Here is a 15,859-nt window from a genome sequence, read left to right as displayed (position 1 = left end):
GGCTCCAGAGTTCCGACTGCCGCCAAGCCCACTTGCCCTTCTTCGTTCAGCTCGGTTGCTGTCACGCTTACTGACGGTAACTCCAAAGCACCACTGGACAGTCCGACCTCACAGCCGGTGGGTGCATCGCGATGCGGCGTAGGACCAGTCACGTGCCTTCAACGGGCACCGCATCTCGTGTGGGTCGCTGGGCAAGGTCAGAGGCGGTGTATACCCTTCCTCCGACGGGCCGCGCCCTGGAGGCGACTCTCCGACACAGCTTGCGGCAGACGCTGGAGGAAGACGACCTAGTGGTCAACGAACGTACAACCGAGGAACTCGTCCGCGACCACCTCAGGTCGCATGGGTCGGTTGGGCAGAAAGTGGAAGAGCAGACTAGCTCTTCCCCCATGATTCGGCGTGCTCTCTCTGCCGCAAGCAAATCGGGATCGGGAGTAGGGAAGCCTGAATTCATCGTCACATTCCCAGAGGACGCGCCTAAGCTTGTAGTAGTAGTCGAATGCAAGGCAGACGTCTCGCACCACGAATCCGCAGCTGGCGACAGTCCTGCAAGCTATGCCGTTGATGGGGCACTTCACTACTCGGCCCACTTGGCCAACACCTTCGATGTAATCGCCATTGCGGTTAGTGGAACCAGCAGGCGACACCTCAAGGTTTCGACTTACAGGCAGCTCAAGGGTTCTCCCCTCGCGGAGCCTCTTCCGTCGCCCGAAGGCCCGATAAACCAACTGCTACCCGTAGACGAGTACCGCCGCCTCCTGACGTATGACCCGGCAGTCAGGGCAAGGACACATGCTGAACTGATGGCATTCAGCCGGATCTTGCACAACTACATGCGGGATTACGCCAAGCTATCAGAGTCAGAGAAACCACTGGTGGTTTCCGGCATCCTGCTCGCGCTCCGCGACGAGGTGTTCAAGCGCAACTGGTCGGACTATAAGCCGAGAGACCTTGCACGGGAGCTATTCGCAGCAATCGGACGCACGGCAAGGGATTCCGACATCCCAGAGGCGAAGCGAGAAATCATGCTTGCGCCCTATTCTTTTATCCGCACGCATCCCGAACTGAGCAAGGTTGGCACCAACGGCGAAACGCCTCTCCTGCGGCTCATTGCCGACCTTGACGAGCACGTGCGCCCATTCTTGGATGCTTACCACGACGTCGACGTGATCGGCCAGTTCTATGGCGAGTTCTTGCGATACACAGGCGGGGACAAACGAGGGCTTGGCATCGTGCTTACCCCAAAGCACTTGACCGAGCTTTTTGCCAAAATTGCAGATGTCGGGCCACATGATACCGTAATTGACACCTGCGCCGGCACCGGCGGCTTTCTGATCGCGGCTATGGCCGAGATGGACGCAAAGGTCGGTCCGGACGACGCAGCGCGGCGCCGCATTCGCGAACAGCGCTTGGTAGGAGTGGAACAGCAGCCGCACATGTTTGCGCTTGCAGTTTCCAACATGCTCTTGCGAGGAGATGGCAAGGCGAACCTATACCAAGGCAGTTGCTTCGAGCCGGGGATCATCGATCAGCTCGCCCAGGGTGTGCCAGGTCGATTTAAGCGACCGAATATCGGCTTAATCAATCCGCCTTATTCCCAGAAGGGCGAAGGTCTCCACGAGCTGGATTTCGTCGACACACTGCTACGCTGCCTTAGCCCAGGCGGCACGGCGGTCGCGGTCGTCCCGATGTCGTGCGCAATCACTCCACACCCTGCCCGGCATCGCCTACTAGAACACCATTCACTGGTTGCGGTCATGTCGCTCCCCAACGACCTGTTCGCCCCGGTGGGAACCGTGCCTTGCATTATGGTCTTTCGTGCTCACACACCCCACAGCCATGCACCTCAGCCTACTTGGTTCGGGTACTGGAAGCATGACGGGTTCGTAAAGACAAAGGACCGAGGTCGGATTGACCTGCGCGGGGACTGGCCAGCTATCCGTGACCAGTGGCTAGGCGAGTTCCACAGTCGGGCTGTCCGACCCGGGCGGAGCATTCTCAAGAGAGTCGGCCCGGACGACGAATGGTGCGCCGAGGCCTACATGGAAACGGACTATTCGACTCTTACGCCGGACGATTTCAACCGAGAGCTGCGCAAGTATGTTCTCTACCAACTGATGCATCAGAACGAGTCGGCAGCAGAAGATGAGGAACTAGCTGAATCGGCGACAATCGGCGGCGAGGAATAACATGCCCCAGGTGCGGGACCTTTTTGAAGTGCGGTACGGGCATTCGCTTGAGCTCAATCGGCTTCAGCAAGTAGACCCCGGAAAGAATGCCGTCGCCTTCGTATCGCGGACCGCCAAGAATAACGGTGTCTCGGCATGGGTGAAGCCTATCGGCGGCCTGGAGCCAGCTCCCGCTGGAGCAGTCTCCGTCTCCCTTGGGGGCCGCAACTATCCGCTCGAAACCAGCTTGCAGGTGAATCCCTTCTACTGCGGCCGAGACATGAGCTACCTCTTGCCCCTCAAGCCAATGGATACGGGCGAAATCATTTGGTGGGCACTTTGCATCAAGGCAAATCGCTACCGCTATAACTTTGGTCGGCAGGCGAACCGCACGCTGGCTACGCTGGAACTGCCAGCAGACATCCCGGACTGGGTATTAGAGTCTGAGCTGCCACGGATTGAACCCTCTTCGACTGCTCGACAGATTGCGCTACCACTAAAGACAGAGGACTGGCAGCCTTTCACCTTTGAAGAGCTTTTCGAACTCGAACGGGGCATCCGACTGCTCAGGCGCGACTTGAAGCCAGGCAAGACGCCCTATGTTCGAGCAAGCGCCGTCAACAACGGAGTCAGTCAACTCGTAAACGTTCCGCCGATGTTTCCCGCAGGACTGATTACCGTTTCCTCGAATGGAAGTGTCGGCGAGGCATTTGTACAACCTGAACCCTTCATCGCGTCGGACGACATTGTGGTTCTTACACCAAAGACGCAGCTGCCAAGAGCCGCCTTGTTCTTCGTCTGCACTGTAATTCGCGCCGAGAAGTACCGATTTAACTATGGCCGAAAGTGGTTCACCGAGAGGATGCGGACGTCGACCATACATCTGCCGGTGACGGAGGATGGGAAACCCAACTGGGTCTTCGCTGAGGAATACGTCCGCGGGCTCCCTATGGCGTCCCTAGTTCTATAATCCATCCGCTGGAGCTTCGGACTAAAGTTGACCGTCTACTTAAACATTCCTTGCGTTAGAGCTATGAGCTTCCAAGTGAACGGATGGGTGAGTGGCAGAGCCAACCGAGGGACCTACTCTCATAGTAGACACGACTGCGATATGGCCAGACCTGTTGCTCCGCAAGTCGGCTTGGGAACAGGTGCTGCTTTGGAGTAGTCGTGACCAACTTAAGCTGTGCATTCCAGAGGTCGTGGTTCTGGAAGCTAGTCGCCACTACGCGAAAGAAAAGCTTAAGGCGGTGAAGGACTTCAATCAGGGCCTGTCGGCGCTCCGAGACTTGAACCTTAGCGACGGCCCCGCAATCCCCGGCCCCATCCCGGAACAATTCGATGACTGGAAGTCCGAGTACGACACATACCTGCGGGCAAGAGTAACTGAGGCCGGTGGCGAGGTGCTGCCCCTGCCGCAAGTCTCTCACTCCCGTCTAGTTGGCCGCGACCTGAAGCAGCGGAAGCCCTTTCGGGATAACGGCACCGGATATAGGGATGCTCTTCTGTGGGAGACCGCCCTCGAAATGCTTGAGCGCGATGCTCCAAGCTTAACGATATTCGTGTCGAAGAACACCAAAGACTTTACCGACAGCACGGGCAAAGCTCTAGCACGGGAGTTGTTAGAGGATTTGGCCGAACGCGCAATTCAGTCTCCCCTTGAAGTCTGCACTTTGATGGGTGAGCTGACTGAATCACTCGGCGATAGATTACCGAGTCGCAAGATTGATGTCGAAGACGTTGCTCGGCCAATTTCATCCGGCGAATTGATCAAAAGAGCCATAGCCAGCGCCTGCGAAAACCTTGCAGGGCAGAGCGTGGCGGACTCTGAGGAGCACAGTCGCGGCCTTGAGGTCGAATGGCACGGCTCAGAGGCTCCTCACGTCGAAAACCTTGCGGTCGAGTACGCGGAGCCGGTTCTAGCAAGCGCGGATTGGCAGGTGTATGACCATTATGAGGGCGGCGAACTGTTAGTCCGAGCGGAAATTCAGGCAGAGGTCTCTTTCGAGGGCTTCGTCTACAAGCCGGAACTTTACAGCCTACCCGACGATGTATCGGTGTTCGATCGGGATTGGAACGACCATTATGGTTTCGTAAGCTTCTCGCGGCCAATGTTGCTAACCTTCCACCTCCGGGTAAACCCGGATAGCGAGTCAGTTCAGGACGTCGAACTCGAATCCGCCGCAGTAATAAGGGAGTAACCCTCGCCGCACCATCCCGTCTGCCCTCGACCCGCCCTTGGGGGAGCGGGCCGCCGCCCGGCCCGCCACGTCAAGCGGACCTTGACGCACGTTCGCACGCTGGCGGGTCGGGCGGTGGTCTGCTCGGCTTGCCCGGGTCGAGGGCAGACGGGATGGCTTACCGCAACCATCGACGGACCGTGACCCGCCGATGCAGCCCCTGCCATCCTGGAGCCGGAGCGCCCCCGCCGGAGGCGCAGTAGCCGCGCCCCCGCGACCGCCGTCAGCTCGCCGACGCGGCCGGCGCGCGCTCCCCTACGCCGCGCGGGCTCATGGCCGTGCGGCCCGGCCGGCTGCCGGCCCATCACCTCACCGGTCACCCCTGTCGTTCTGCGGCGGCCTCTTGGGCTTTCAGCTTCCGCGCCAGCCGCCGGGCATGTTGCGTGGCCGGAGTCGGAGCGCCAGCGGAGCAACGGACGCGCGCCCAGGCGGCGGCGCGTGCGGCCCGTTCAGGGCCGCCTTGAAGACGTACAGAAACTTTGAACCACATCGCCGGCAGCCGGCCGCCCCGGCCGTCGGTGACTGGACACGGGATGGTGCGGAGACCGGGTCGCTCCGTACCCTGGCGGGATGGCCGACCTCGTCGATACCGCTCGGGAAGTTGCGCGACATCTGCTGGAGACGCCGTTGCCTCGTCGGTGGAGTCACGTCCAGGCCGTGGCCGCCAAGGCGGACCGGATCAGCGCAGCGGTCCCGGCCGAAGATCGCGCGGTGCTCGTAGCGTCGGCGTGGCTGCATGATGTGGGCTACAGCCCCGACCTGGTCGACACCGGCTTTCACTCCCTCGACGGTGGCCGCTGGTTGCGCCGTGAGCGGTTCAACGAGCGCATTGCCGCCTTGGTGGCTCATCACTCCTGTGCGTGGCTGGAAGCCGAGGAGCGTGGGCTCGGTGAGGTCCTGGCCGCCGAGTTCCCTCGCGAGGAGACCGCAGTGACCGACGGGCTCTGCTTCTCGGACATGACGACCGGGCCGGACGGCCAAGACTTGGAGGTGTTGGAGCGGCTGGCGGAGATCCGGTCACGGTATGGGCCGGAGCACCTGGTGACCCGTTTCATCGGTCGGGCGGAACCGGAGATGGTCGCCGCTGTGCGACGGACTCAGGAGCGGCTCGCCGGCGGTGTCCGTCAGCCGATATAGGGCTCGGGACGTTCCTCGTAGCCGTGGGTGATGCGGAGCAGGGTCGACGGGTGGATGTCGAGCGCGGCCAGCTCGTCGCGGGTAACCCACCGGACTTCGTGTGACTCGTCGCTCGGGGTCGGGGTGCCGCTGACCGGTACGGCGCGGAAGCAGAGCGAGAACTGTTGGCGTACCTCGCCGTCTGAGTACTCGATGACGTGACCGGGGTCGGAGTAGACGCCGACCATCCCGGCCACCTCGACACTGATGCCGGTCTCCTCGCGGGTCTCCCGGACTGCCGTCTCGGCGACCGATTCACCGATCTCCTGACCACCGCCGGGCAGGGACCACAGACCGTTGTCGGTGCGCCGGATGAGCAGCACCCGGGCCTGCTCGTCTAGGACGAAGACGGAGACGGCGACGACGATGCTGTTGGCCTTCGGCGCGTTCGGGTCGTGGTAGTGCTCGGTTCTCGCCATGTCTCTAGGCTGCCACCTCGTCGCCGGGTCGGCGCTTCGAGACGCCCAAGATCCGGTCGAAGCTGTCTGAGTAGGTGCGGAACAGGTCGCCCCCGTTGAGCTTGCGTAGGTGCATGACGGGCGCGTGTGGCGCCGGGAAACCGAGGACGTGCATGTTGACCAACATCTCGTCATCGAAGCGGTAGATCGAGTTGTAGAGGGTCGTGTCGTGGTAGAGCACGTTCACCCCGGGCGCATCGTCAAGCCGTTTGTAGTACCCCTGAACTTGGCGGATCTTCGCGGCCATCACGCCGGGGGCACCCTCCTCGACACTCCTTCGCTCGATCGCCGCACTGGTCGGATCACCGAGCAGGATGTTCACCGTTACGCCGTCAAGGCCCTTTTGACGTAGGACGTCAATTAGCATCGGGTCCTGCTCTACGAGGAATAGGCCGGCGTAGGCCAGTACGTCGATGCGCTGCTCGGCCCGTTCGATCAGTCGTCGCCACAGGTCGTTTGGCACTGAGGAGCGCCGGGAGTAGAGCTGGACCAATTCGCTCTGCCCGATCTTCGATGCCCGTTCCGGGGTCACCGCCTCCGGCCACAGGTACGGGACGTCTTCACGCACCATCGCCGCGATGGCGTGCCGATGGCGCGGGTACGGCGTCCGATTCTGGGTGATCCAGCGTTCTACGGTCTTCGCGTCGACCCCGATCCTCTCCGCCACGGCGACGGGAGTCAGGCCGTTGCGCAGGATGGCATCGCGTAGCCGGTCGTTCGGCATCGGACACTCCTCAAGGGACGACTTTAGGACGACTACAAGGTAGCTGAGACGTCCCATAGTCGTCCAGCCCATCGGATGGGTTGTCCCCCGCTTTCCGGGAGCCTTTACCGCAGAGGCCAAGAGCAAGAAGTCCACCGGGGACAAGCTCACTACCTGGCCCGAGACACAGGAGGTTTGTTGTGAAGCTGTACGTGGACACCCAGAGCAAGCAGGTTCAGGTGACGAGGGACCCGGAGCCGAAGAACGACCAGAACGGCAACCAGCGGTCGGAGAAGAACACTGGCCGGCTCATGTGGTCCACCCAGGTCTTCGTGCTCGACGAGACCGGTGGCGAGATCATCACCATCACCACGGCGGGAGAGAAGCCGAGCGTGACGGTGGGACAGCTCGTCGCTGTCGAGCAGTTGGAGGCCATTCCGTGGGCGACCAACGGGCGTAACGGCGTCGCGTTCCGCGCCATCTCGCTGAAGCCGAAGACTGGTACCTCGGCGGCAAAGTAGGTCCCTCGCTCACCGTGCTGCGTGAGCCTCTGGTGTCTTCGCACGAAGCGGCCTGACGGTCCGCTGATCTGATCCACCCAAGGTTCCGGGAGCGTTTCTGGCTCCTACTCTCCCGGCCCTCGGCAACCTGCGGTTGCCTCTCGATATGGCGCGGGGTCGGTACTGGCTCCTACACCTGCCGACCCCGCCTGCCATCCAACCCGTCTGCCCATTGTCGTTGGGAGTGGTTGTCATGCTCGTTTCCGCCATCGTGTTCGCCGTTGTCGCGGCGACCTTCTACGCCGGCCACCAGGTGGCCGACCACGTCTTCGGTCAGTCCGACAAGCAGGCCGCCCACAAGGCCGCTCCCGGCTGGGACGGCTGGCGTCACCTGCTGGGCCACATCGTGGCCTATCACCTCGTGGTGGTGGTCATGTTGACCATCGCCATCGTCGCGCTCGACCTGCCCGTCACCGTTGTCGGGCTCACTGCCGGTGTCGGCTTCTCCGCCGTCTCACACGCCATCCTCGACCGGCGTTGGCCGGTGCGGTGGCTGCTCGTCCACACCGGAAGCGCGGACTTCGCCGACCGTCAAGCCCCGATCTGCGGCATGTACCTGGCGGATCAGTCCCTGCACGCGGCCTGCCTCTGGGTGTCCGCACTGCTCATCGCCTGCATTTGAGCACTGGTCACTGCGCGACCTGAGTGATTTCGAGCGCGGGGCCGGTACTGGCTCCTACACCTGCCGACCCCGTGCTCTCCAACCCATCCAGCCCAATCGCTTGGGAGGACGTGTCATGTCCAAGTCTAGCCCTCGCCGCTCGTTCGGGCGGAAGTCAACCGGAACCGTGACGGTCATCGAGGCCAAGGTTCACCGGTCGTCGGCCCGGAACGCTCGCATGGCGTTCATCCTCACTGCGGTCATCATCGGCGTACTCGCTGCCGTGGTGGCCGCTGCCTACGTACACCCGATCATCGCGCTGTTCATCGGCGCGGCCGTCAGCGTCCCGTGTGGCGCGCTGGCCTGGCTCCTGGTCCGCATCTGGCCGGTACTGCGGCTGCTGTGGTGGTGGACCCCCGAAATCCTCCTGGCCGTGCTGCTGCTCACCGGCTGGGTGCAGCTCGCCACTCACACCTCGACCCTGGTCACCCTGGCCGTCGTCGCCGTCGTCCTCGGCGTTCCGGCTGCTGTTCCTGCTCTCCGCCGTCAGGTCGTCGCCTGGGTGTGGTGCCTGATCGTGCGCCACCGGCTGCGGGTGTGCTTCGCGCAGTTCATCATCGCCAACCAGTCGGGCTCCCTCCCGCTGATCCTCTGGGCCACGCCGACCCCGGTCGGCGAACGGGTCTGGGTCTACCTGCGTCCCGGCCTGTCCCTGGCGGACCTCGAAGGCCGCCTCGACAAGATCGCCGTGACCTGCCACGCCTCATCCGTCCTGGTCGAACGGGCCTCCGACGGTAACGCCGCGTACCTGCGGTTCGACATCAAGCGCCGTGAGGTGCTCACCGCCACCGTCACGTCTCCCCTGGCCGACGTCATCGACCCTGACGCCCCGGCCACCGACCGGCCGATGCCGGTCATCCCCACCGCCCTGGACCTGCCCGACGTCCAGGCGTCAACCATCACCCTGCCCGTCCAGCCCAAGAAGCAGACCGCCACGTCGGTCAACGGCAGCAAGCCGGCCCCCGCGCCGTCGTCGGACGCCGACGACCTCTCCGACTGGCTCTGACCCCACCCCAACCCGACCCGGACGCGGGGAGCCCTACGGGCTCCTTCGTGTGGCTTCCCGCGCCCACCAACGCCCAAGGAGGGCACCCATGGCTACGGCATCCGCCCCGACCGCCGGCATTCCGGTGGGGCCTGGCCTGTCGATGTTCGACCCGATCTTCATCGGCATCGACGAGTTCGGCCAGCACGTCTACATCACCCTGGCCTACCGCAACCTCCTTGCCGGGGGTGAACCCGGCGGAGGCAAGTCCGGCCTCCTCAACACCATCGCCGCTCACGCGGCGCTCTCGGTCGACTCCCGCCTTGTGCTGCTGGACGGCAAGCTCGTCGAGCTGGGTCAGTGGGAGGACTGCGCCGACGCGTTCATCGGCCCCGACATCACCGCCGCCCTCGACGTCCTGCGACGCCTACAAACGGTGATGAACAACCGCTACGCCTGGCTACGCGCCCACGGACGTCGCAAGGTCACCGCCCTCGACGGACTCTCCGTCATCACGGTGCTGGTCGACGAGATCGCCTTCTACTCCGCCACCATCGGCAGCAAGCAGGAGCAGGAAGAGTTCGTCGCCCTGCTCCGCGACCTGGTCGCCCGGGGACGTGCCGCCGGCATCCCCGTCATCGCCGCGACTCAGCGGCCGTCCTTCGACATCATCCCCACCAGCCTGCGGGACCTGTTCGGCTACCGCGCCGCGTTCCGCTGCACCACCCCCAACAGCTCGAACATCGTCCTCGGTCACGGCTGGGCCGAGCAGGGCTACACCGCCACCGACATCGCCCCCACCAACCAGGGCGCGGCCTACCTCATCGCCGAAGGCGGGACCCCTCGCCGCATCAAGGTGGCCTACCTCGATGACGCCCAGATCGCCGGCATTGCCGACTACGCCACCTGGACCCGTCGCCCCACCCGCTTGTCCGCACCCACCGGAACCCGAGTCGACTGGGAGACCGCCGCATGAGCCTGCTCCAGCGCATCCACGCACGTCGCACCCCGCGACCGACCACCCGGTACGTCAACCGCTTCGTTGTCGGCACACCCGCCGAACTCGCCACGCTCCTGAAGCTGGCCGCCGACCACGGGATTCTCGCCTTCGCCTCCGCGCCCGTGCCGCTGCCCGACGACCCCACCCGATTCCGCCGCTACCTGCGGCTACGCACCAACTGAACGGCCGACGGAACCGGCTCAAGCCCTGGAAAGCAGACCGGTTCCGCCGACCTCCCACCAAGCCCTTCTGAAAGGACGTGGCTGCCGTGAAGGCTACCCAGAACCCACCCACCACCGGAACGGTCACCACTGCTGACCTGCTCCGGATGGCTGCCCTCTACCTGCGCCGGCACGGCTGGCACCAGGGCACCTACTACGCCTCCACCACCGACATCCCCACCCCGCCGGCCTGCGCCGCCGGGGCCATCCGCATCGCCTGCGCTGGTCGCCGGATCGAGCAGTTCGTCCAACTCGACAGCGATGCCCTCACCGACTATGTCACCGCCCTCGACGTGTTCGTCGACCACCTCGACGCCACCGCGCCCATGTTCTTCATCGACGAGGACGGCTACCTCCTCGACGAACACACCTCCCCCTACTCCTGGAACGACGACCCGGCCCGCACCGCCGAGCAGGTCGTCACCGCCCTTGAGGCCGCCGCCGACGAGTGGGACCGCCTCCACACCGCCGGGGGTGAGAACCGGTGAGCACCGTCAAGGCGTCCTTGACGCCATCCGTCCCCCGGCAGAAGCGTCGCGAGGTCGTCGAGAACGACCAGTTCGCCGCCTTCACCCGGCGCATCATCCGCGCCCACGGCCGCCGCGTCGCCACCGGCGACGTCGAAGCGCTCCGCGACCTCGTCGCGCTGTCCGCCGACCTCGACCGGGCCATCGGTGACGCCGTCATCGGCTTGCGGGCCTTCGGCTACTCCTGGGCCGAGATCGGCTCCCGGCTCGGCATCTCCCGCCAGGCCGCCCAACAGCGTTGGGCAGACCGCTCATGACCGTCTTCTACGACCCGACCGGCAGCCGATACGGCATGCCCACCTACCCGTACCGGATGGCCCCCGACGGCCTGGCCACCCGGCGGCAACTCCGCGCCGCCGGCCTACGGCCCGCCGGACAGGAACCCGTCTGCCAGATCCTGTGGCGTCGCGGTAAGCGCGTCGCCTACCTCTACCGCCTCGACCTCGCCAAGCCGAAGCGGACCGCCACCCCCGCCCAACGGGACGCCATCACCAAAGCGCTCCGCGCCCGCCGCACCTGCGCCGTCTGCGGCCTGGTGCAGCCCTACTACATCCCCCGCCGCTACGGCTGCTGCCTCGACTGCCACGGAGGCCACTGATGCCCGCGAAGACCCCCACCGCCGGCACCCGTGTAGAGGGTGTCGTCCTGGTCCTCATCCTCATCGCCGTCGCCGGCTTCGCCGGGGCCGCCTCGTTCACCCACGTCAAGGACTGGACCCTCGCCAACTCCCCCACCGGCACCGGCGAATGGTTCGGTTGGGCCAACGCCGTCATCTCCGAACTCGTCCCCATCGCCTGCCTCCTCACCATCCGCCGACGCCGCCGGACCGGCGCTTCCATCGGCTACCCGCTGTTCCTGCTCCTCGCCGCCGCCGGCCTCTCCCTCGCCGCACAACTCGCGGTCGCCAAACCTGGCCTCTCCGGGTGGCTCCTGTCCGCCGTACCCGCCCTGGCATTCATGGCCCTGGTGAAACTCGTCCTGGCCCCGGCACCCGCCAGCACCGACACCATGCCGCCGGCCGCCAAGCCGGCCGAGCCGATTCACGTCCAGGTGGCCGAGCAGGTCACCACCGAGCCGGCACCGCCGGCCGCCATCACCACCGACCCGCAACCCCTCCCGGCCACCGCGCCGGAGCCCATCACCGTCGCGGTGAACTCGCCGCAACCCGTCAACCCGCCGGCACCGGAGCCGGTCGACGTCCCGACCCACCTGCTGCCCATGGCCCGGTTCGCCGCCGTGCAACACGAGCAGACCAACGGGGCACCCATCACCGCCGCCGAGTTGGCCGACCGGCTCGATGTCACCCCGGCCGTCGCCGGGCAGCTCCTCACCACCCTGACTGGTGGTGCCCGATGACCATCGTCATCGTCGACATCGAACACGTCACCCACACCTGCCCCGTCTACCCCGACGGGCACCCGTACGACATTCGGCGCACCGTCGTCGACGTCATCCCCGGCGGACCCTGCCGGGCACCGGTCACCGTCCGCTGCGGTGAACAGACCACCCTCATCCCCTGCCACCGGCACGAACCGACCAAGCGCCAATGCGGCGCCTGCCGGGTCATCGTCACCGAACGCACCATCACCACCCGCACCCCCAACGACGGGAACGCGGCCTGATGGCCTCGACGCTGGACCTCACCCCCCGCGCTTCGGCCCGGGGGGTGGGCTCGAACGCCGACGTCCCACCCATCTACGACTACACCGCCGCCGGCTCCGCCTTCGAACGCGCCACCCGACCCGACTACTTCGGCTGGATCGAACACGTCCGCGCCGCCGCCAGCTGCACCCGCCCTATCCGCCTCGCCGGAAGCCTCCACACCGTCGACCCCACCACCGGTCGGGTCCTCGACCAACGGCACACCGACACCATGCCCGACGCGGTCATCTACACCGCCTGCGGCAACCGACGCGCCACCGTCTGCCCCTCCTGCGCCCACACCTACCAACGCGACGCCTACCAACTCCTGCGCGCCGGCCTCATCGGCGGCAAGGGCGTACCCGACACCGTCACCCAGCACCCGGCGGTGTTCCCCACCTTCACCGCACCGTCGTTCGGACCGGTCCACGTCCGGGCGGTCCGCAAACACACCTGCGCCAACCGCAAGCGCTGCGACTGCCGCCCCGACCCCTGCCACGCCCGCCGTGCCACCGACGCCACCGCCGGCCGCTGCCCACACGGCCGCCCCGCCGTCTGCTGGGCCAGGCACGAACCCGGTGACGCCACCCTCGGTCAACCGCTCTGCCTCGACTGCTACGACCACGACCACCAGGCCGTCTGGAACCTGTTCTCCGGTGAGCTGTGGCACCGCACCAAGCAAGCCGCAGAACGGCACCTCGCCAAACTCGCCCGACGGCGCGGCATCCCCCGCGTCCAGGTCGTCACCGCCGCCGGCAACACCCGCACCGTCCCACCCGTGCGGCTCTCCCACGGCAAGGCCGCCGAGTTCCAGGCACGCGGTGCGGTCCACTTCCATGCCCTCGTCCGCCTCGACGGCGTCGACCCCGACGACCCGGTCGCCGTCGTCCCACCACCGGCCGCGTTCACCGTCGCCGACCTCGTTGACGCGCTCCGGCACGCCGCCGTGCAGGTCGCGTTCGCCACCCCCGCCCACCCCGACCGGCCCGACGGCTGGCCGATCGCCTGGGGCGAGCAGCTCGACATCCGCCCCATCACGCTGAACGGCGACGGCGAGGTCACCGACAGCATGGTCGCCGGCTACCTTGCCAAGTACGCCACCAAGAGCACCGAGGTAACCGGGCACCGCTCCGTCAGGCTCACCGCCGACACCATCGGCGACCACGCCGACCCCGACGGCAACCACACCGCCCGCCTCATCGACGCCTGCTGGCGCATCGGCCGACCCACCGGCACCCCCGTCCCGCTGTCCCAGCGGCCCCGCGACCACCGGCCCCGGCCCGGCTTCGTCGACCGCTGGGAGTGCCCCGACTGCGGCACCCACACCCGGTACGCCGCCTGCCCCGTCTGCGTCGCCCACCGTCAAGCCGGCCTTGACACCGAATCGACGCGACCGGCCAACCCCAACCCCTACGCCCGGCTGCGCCGCTGGGCGCACATGCTCGGTTTCGGCGGCCACTTCCTCAGCAAGGCCCGGCGGTACTCCGTCACCTTCCAACTCCTGCGCGACACCCGCCGCCACCACCGGCAGCGTGAGGACCACGCGCACCCGACCGGCGGCCAGCTCGTCGACGAGCACGACGACACCGCCCTGATCGTCGGCACCCTCACCTTCGCTGGCGTCGGCTGGCACACCACCGGTGACGCCCTCCTCGCCAACACCGCCGCCGCCATGGCCCGCGAGCGACAAGCCACAGGCCGCGAAGAACTCGCCCACGAACTCGGCACCAACCCGGCCGGCATCGCGCCGGCTGTCGCCCGATCCCAACAGACCTGGGGAGGTCATCAGTCATGAGCACCACCGCCCGCCCGAGTCCCGTCGTCCGGCTCGTCCCACGCACCGGGGCAACCGTCGTCGGACCGGTCACCTACACCGTCCGGGAGGTCGCCAAGCTGCTGGGCATCTCGCTGGGCAGCACGTACGCCCTCGTCCGGGACGGCACGATCCCGGCGACCCGCCTGGGTGGTCGCTGGCTGATTCCCCGCGCCCGCTTCCACGCCTGGCTCGACGGCGTTACCGAGGAACCGGCCGCCACCACCGGCACCGAGCACGGGCGGAGGCGCTGATGGGCTTCGTCCGCAAGACTCCGGCCGGCACCTACCGCGCCTGCTGGCGCGACCCTGCCGGCGGGCAGAAGTCCAAGAGCTTCCGCACCAAGCGGGAGGCCAACGTCTACCTCACCGAGGTCGAGGGAAGCCTCAACCGGGGGACCTACGTCAACCCGCATGCCGGCCGTACCCGCTTCGGTGACTTCGCTCAGCAGTGGCTCGCCACCCGGACCGTCGAGGCGCGCACCACCGAGCGGACCGTGTCCATGCTCCGCACGCACGTCCTGCCAAAGTGGGGTGACTGGCCACTCGGCAAAGTCGACTTCATGTCGGTGCAGGAGTGGGTGAGCGGCCTCGGTCGGGATCTCGCCCCCACCACCGTGGCCAAGTGCTACCAACTCCTCTCGATGATCCTCCGGACGGCGGTTCAGGCCCGACTGATCGCCACCAACCCGGCCGAGGGCGTGAAGCTGCCACGCGACCGGTCCCGCGACGTCAAGCCGGTCACGATCGGCCGGGAAGACTTCCTCGGTCGGCTACTGCCAGCCGTGCCACCCCGCCACCGGGCGATCGTCTCCACCGCTGCCGGGGCTGGGCTGCGCTGGGGCGAGTGCGCCGGGCTGACGTGGTCGTCGGTCGACCTCGACCGGGCATCGCTGCGTGTGGTCCAGGTGGCCGAGGAGACCCACGGCGGGATCGTGCTGCGTCCATACCCGAAGAGTCGCGCCGGGGTCCGGACCGTTCCGCTACCCGGCTTCCTGCTGGCCGCGCTCCGCAAGCTGCACGCCGACACCGACGACCCGGACCCGCGCACGTTGGTCTTCCGTGACCGGGTGGGACGTCCGCTGCGGCGGTCGAACTTCCGGCGTCGGGTCTGGCTGCCGTCGTTGGTCCGCGCCGGACTGCTCGGTCAGGTCGTCGCCACCGGCCCGCACCGGTACCGCGCGGTCTGGACCGATCAGGAAGGCGTCGAGTGGTCGGCCGAGTTCACCACCCAGCGGGAAGCCGTCGCGTGTGTGGCGGCCAGGTCCGCTGGAGGGATGCGGTTCCACGACCTGCGGCACGCCTACGCCACCTGGCTGGTCACCGACGGTGTCCCGATCAATCTGGTGCAGCGGGTCATGGGGCACGAACAGGCGTCGACGACGCTCAACCGGTACACCCACACCCCGGACGACTACGCGTCCCGCGTCCTGGAGGCGTTCGACGGCTCCGCTGCCTCTCTGCTGCCTCCGGCCGAGGAAAAGCCATCGGGGCACCACCTCGACAAGGAAGATGACGACCTGTGACCTGCGTCGGAGCGCTCCCACCGGAAAGGGACGACCCCCGTCGGGGGGAAAGTGAGCTGACGTAGCAGCGAGTGTGATCAAGTGCCGTTCCGCGTGGTCAGACGCACCGGTCGTACCGTCGAACATGATCGAGTCGAGCTGCGCGGTACGGCGTTCGCTGACGATCCGCTGACTTTCTGCG

General features: G+C 66.2%; 19 protein-coding genes. 17 read left to right on the top strand and 2 right to left on the bottom strand.

All coding sequences use genetic code 11. The features are described 5' to 3' along the window. Positions 1 to 803 precede the first annotated feature (803 nt). The 4 genes from ACZ6O5_RS10090 to ACZ6O5_RS10075 all read left to right on the top strand — a co-directional run bounded on the left by ACZ6O5_RS10090 (position 804) and on the right by ACZ6O5_RS10075 (position 5,545). Complete coding sequence (locus tag ACZ6O5_RS10090) at positions 804 to 2,189, top strand: HsdM family class I SAM-dependent methyltransferase (RefSeq protein WP_465975991.1); 1,386 nt, start codon at positions 804 to 806, stop codon at positions 2,187 to 2,189. 10 nt (positions 2,190 to 2,199) lie between these two features. Beyond that, on the top strand, positions 2,200 to 3,138 hold the full coding sequence (locus ACZ6O5_RS10085; protein ID WP_465975989.1) for a restriction endonuclease subunit S: 939 nt from the start codon (positions 2,200 to 2,202) through the stop codon (positions 3,136 to 3,138). Between the two features lie 91 nt (positions 3,139 to 3,229). Then, positions 3,230 to 4,369, top strand: coding sequence for a PIN domain-containing protein (locus ACZ6O5_RS10080; protein ID WP_465975987.1), 1,140 nt, complete (start codon positions 3,230 to 3,232; stop codon positions 4,367 to 4,369). 609 nt (positions 4,370 to 4,978) lie between these two features. After that, complete coding sequence (locus ACZ6O5_RS10075; protein ID WP_465975985.1) at positions 4,979 to 5,545, top strand: HD domain-containing protein; 567 nt, start codon at positions 4,979 to 4,981, stop codon at positions 5,543 to 5,545. Here ACZ6O5_RS10075 and ACZ6O5_RS10070 read toward each other — a convergent pair. Beyond that, entirely contained in the window at positions 5,533 to 6,003 is a 471-nt protein-coding gene (locus tag ACZ6O5_RS10070; protein ID WP_465975983.1) for an NUDIX hydrolase, read from the bottom strand. The two genes, ACZ6O5_RS10075 and ACZ6O5_RS10070, sit on opposite strands and share 13 nt — an antisense overlap. A gap of 4 nt (positions 6,004 to 6,007) precedes the next feature. Further along, complete coding sequence (locus ACZ6O5_RS10065; RefSeq protein ID WP_465975981.1) at positions 6,008 to 6,766, bottom strand: XRE family transcriptional regulator; 759 nt, start codon at positions 6,764 to 6,766, stop codon at positions 6,008 to 6,010. Between the two features lie 179 nt (positions 6,767 to 6,945). Between ACZ6O5_RS10065 and ACZ6O5_RS10060 the strand changes: the two genes are divergently transcribed. The 13 genes from ACZ6O5_RS10060 to ACZ6O5_RS10000 all read left to right on the top strand — a co-directional run bounded on the left by ACZ6O5_RS10060 (position 6,946) and on the right by ACZ6O5_RS10000 (position 15,678). After that, the gene (locus ACZ6O5_RS10060; protein WP_465975979.1) at positions 6,946 to 7,266 is read left to right on the top strand and encodes a hypothetical protein; all 321 of its coding nucleotides are present in this window, start codon (positions 6,946 to 6,948) and stop codon (positions 7,264 to 7,266) included. Positions 7,267 to 7,498: 232 nt separating this feature from the next. Beyond that, entirely contained in the window at positions 7,499 to 7,927 is a 429-nt protein-coding gene (locus tag ACZ6O5_RS10055) for a DUF3307 domain-containing protein (protein ID WP_465975978.1), read from the top strand. A 115-nt stretch (positions 7,928 to 8,042) separates the two neighbouring features. Further along, on the top strand, positions 8,043 to 8,972 hold the full coding sequence (locus tag ACZ6O5_RS10050; protein WP_465975976.1) for a hypothetical protein: 930 nt from the start codon (positions 8,043 to 8,045) through the stop codon (positions 8,970 to 8,972). A gap of 88 nt (positions 8,973 to 9,060) precedes the next feature. Next, positions 9,061 to 9,927, top strand: coding sequence for an FtsK/SpoIIIE domain-containing protein (locus ACZ6O5_RS10045; protein ID WP_208566250.1), 867 nt, complete (start codon positions 9,061 to 9,063; stop codon positions 9,925 to 9,927). Beyond that, positions 9,924 to 10,133 carry a hypothetical protein gene (locus tag ACZ6O5_RS10040; protein ID WP_194823645.1) on the top strand — a complete coding sequence of 70 codons (210 nt, stop codon included), beginning with the start codon at positions 9,924 to 9,926 and terminating at the stop codon, positions 10,131 to 10,133. Before ACZ6O5_RS10045 ends, ACZ6O5_RS10040 begins: the two co-directional genes overlap by 4 nt. Before the next feature lie 86 nt (positions 10,134 to 10,219). Then, positions 10,220 to 10,660 carry a DUF6197 family protein gene (locus ACZ6O5_RS10035; RefSeq protein ID WP_465975973.1) on the top strand — a complete coding sequence of 147 codons (441 nt, stop codon included), beginning with the start codon at positions 10,220 to 10,222 and terminating at the stop codon, positions 10,658 to 10,660. Then, on the top strand, positions 10,657 to 10,956 hold the full coding sequence (locus ACZ6O5_RS10030) for a hypothetical protein (protein ID WP_088643443.1): 300 nt from the start codon (positions 10,657 to 10,659) through the stop codon (positions 10,954 to 10,956). Before ACZ6O5_RS10035 ends, ACZ6O5_RS10030 begins: the two co-directional genes overlap by 4 nt. Then, positions 10,953 to 11,297 (top strand): RRQRL motif-containing zinc-binding protein, encoded by a 345-nt coding sequence (locus ACZ6O5_RS10025; RefSeq protein ID WP_465975971.1) that lies wholly within the window; start codon positions 10,953 to 10,955, stop codon positions 11,295 to 11,297. The genes ACZ6O5_RS10030 and ACZ6O5_RS10025 overlap by 4 nt, the downstream gene beginning before the upstream one ends. Continuing rightward, positions 11,297 to 12,055 (top strand): hypothetical protein, encoded by a 759-nt coding sequence (locus ACZ6O5_RS10020; protein WP_465975969.1) that lies wholly within the window; start codon positions 11,297 to 11,299, stop codon positions 12,053 to 12,055. The genes ACZ6O5_RS10025 and ACZ6O5_RS10020 overlap by 1 nt, the downstream gene beginning before the upstream one ends. Beyond that, on the top strand, positions 12,052 to 12,321 hold the full coding sequence (locus tag ACZ6O5_RS10015; protein ID WP_357777198.1) for a hypothetical protein: 270 nt from the start codon (positions 12,052 to 12,054) through the stop codon (positions 12,319 to 12,321). The genes ACZ6O5_RS10020 and ACZ6O5_RS10015 overlap by 4 nt, the downstream gene beginning before the upstream one ends. Next, positions 12,321 to 14,135, top strand: coding sequence for a replication initiator (locus ACZ6O5_RS10010; RefSeq protein WP_465975967.1), 1,815 nt, complete (start codon positions 12,321 to 12,323; stop codon positions 14,133 to 14,135). The genes ACZ6O5_RS10015 and ACZ6O5_RS10010 overlap by 1 nt, the downstream gene beginning before the upstream one ends. Next, complete coding sequence (locus ACZ6O5_RS10005; RefSeq protein WP_465975965.1) at positions 14,132 to 14,407, top strand: helix-turn-helix domain-containing protein; 276 nt, start codon at positions 14,132 to 14,134, stop codon at positions 14,405 to 14,407. Before ACZ6O5_RS10010 ends, ACZ6O5_RS10005 begins: the two co-directional genes overlap by 4 nt. Continuing rightward, a complete protein-coding gene (locus ACZ6O5_RS10000; protein WP_465975964.1) occupies positions 14,407 to 15,678 on the top strand; it encodes a tyrosine-type recombinase/integrase in 1,272 nt (423 codons plus the stop codon). The genes ACZ6O5_RS10005 and ACZ6O5_RS10000 overlap by 1 nt, the downstream gene beginning before the upstream one ends. Positions 15,679 to 15,859 lie beyond the last annotated feature (181 nt).

This window comes from Micromonospora sp. NPDC049201 (genome assembly GCF_055586805.1).
Note: the sequence above shows the minus strand (reverse complement) of the source record. Positions and strands in the feature narration are given on the sequence as shown.

Coding starts and splice junctions, on each gene's coding strand:
- ACZ6O5_RS10055 (WP_465975978.1), top strand. CDS start 7,499: ATGCTCGTTTCCGCCATCGTGTTCGCCGTTGTCGCGGCGACCTTCTAC.
- ACZ6O5_RS10090 (WP_465975991.1), top strand. CDS start 804: ATGGCATTCAGCCGGATCTTGCACAACTACATGCGGGATTACGCCAAG.
- ACZ6O5_RS10065 (WP_465975981.1), bottom strand. CDS start 6,766: ATGCCGAACGACCGGCTACGCGATGCCATCCTGCGCAACGGCCTGACT.
- ACZ6O5_RS10050 (WP_465975976.1), top strand. CDS start 8,043: ATGTCCAAGTCTAGCCCTCGCCGCTCGTTCGGGCGGAAGTCAACCGGA.
- ACZ6O5_RS10000 (WP_465975964.1), top strand. CDS start 14,407: ATGGGCTTCGTCCGCAAGACTCCGGCCGGCACCTACCGCGCCTGCTGG.
- ACZ6O5_RS10005 (WP_465975965.1), top strand. CDS start 14,132: ATGAGCACCACCGCCCGCCCGAGTCCCGTCGTCCGGCTCGTCCCACGC.
- ACZ6O5_RS10010 (WP_465975967.1), top strand. CDS start 12,321: ATGGCCTCGACGCTGGACCTCACCCCCCGCGCTTCGGCCCGGGGGGTG.
- ACZ6O5_RS10025 (WP_465975971.1), top strand. CDS start 10,953: ATGACCGTCTTCTACGACCCGACCGGCAGCCGATACGGCATGCCCACC.
- ACZ6O5_RS10015 (WP_357777198.1), top strand. CDS start 12,052: ATGACCATCGTCATCGTCGACATCGAACACGTCACCCACACCTGCCCC.
- ACZ6O5_RS10045 (WP_208566250.1), top strand. CDS start 9,061: ATGGCTACGGCATCCGCCCCGACCGCCGGCATTCCGGTGGGGCCTGGC.
- ACZ6O5_RS10040 (WP_194823645.1), top strand. CDS start 9,924: ATGAGCCTGCTCCAGCGCATCCACGCACGTCGCACCCCGCGACCGACC.
- ACZ6O5_RS10020 (WP_465975969.1), top strand. CDS start 11,297: ATGCCCGCGAAGACCCCCACCGCCGGCACCCGTGTAGAGGGTGTCGTC.
- ACZ6O5_RS10075 (WP_465975985.1), top strand. CDS start 4,979: ATGGCCGACCTCGTCGATACCGCTCGGGAAGTTGCGCGACATCTGCTG.
- ACZ6O5_RS10070 (WP_465975983.1), bottom strand. CDS start 6,003: ATGGCGAGAACCGAGCACTACCACGACCCGAACGCGCCGAAGGCCAAC.